The 641-nt window shown below is 31.0% G+C and carries 1 protein-coding gene; it reads right to left on the bottom strand.

The window, feature by feature from the left end:
- Positions 1 to 641 (bottom strand): lantibiotic dehydratase (locus SB659_RS19040; protein WP_410551517.1); only part of this gene is annotated, 641 nt, incomplete at both ends.

Below are 641 nucleotides of genomic sequence, written 5' to 3'. Positions count from 1 at the left end.
GTAGAACCATTTGCTGATATATTCCTGATCTGCGATTTTAGGAAAAATTTCTTTTATCAATTTATCTGATGCATAGACACTTGTATATATTTTCGCAAAAATCCATTCATCCCCTAATGTAAAGGTTCTTTTAACATCTTTTTCTGTTTCTTTATATAATACTTTTTCCAAAGGCGGATAAAAAACAACACTTTTTTCTCTTTCAGTGTTTTCTACGGAAAATAGAACCTCGTTGAAGAAAGCATCTTCATTGATATCACCAATAAACTCTCTTAATTGTACTTTCTTATTTTTAATAATTTCATTAAGAATAAGCTGTAAGCAGAAAATATTGGTAGTATCTAATATCATTCTGTCTTCATTATGGCTCACTAATATAACATACTGAGGAATGTTTGTTTCTTCAATATATTGTTTCAGCTCAGCTATTTGTGGCTTAGGATTCTTAGAAACTTTTTCAGCAAAAATGTTCCAGGTTTCACGATACAGAACAATATCATTTCCATAAGTAATTCGTGGAGTATGTGAAACTCGATCTGGTTTCAGATCTCCAAAATCAATATCTAATCCGTTGGGTCTGTATTCATATTGAAGATCTCCCAGGAATTTCATGATAGGCAATGGATTAGTTCCATAATTGA

This window comes from Arthrobacter sp. SIMBA_036 (assembly GCF_046535135.1).
Lineage (GTDB): Bacteria > Actinomycetota > Actinomycetes > Actinomycetales > Micrococcaceae > Arthrobacter.
The sequence above is the reverse complement of the archived record's forward strand: the minus strand, read 5'-3'. Positions and strand labels throughout refer to the sequence as shown.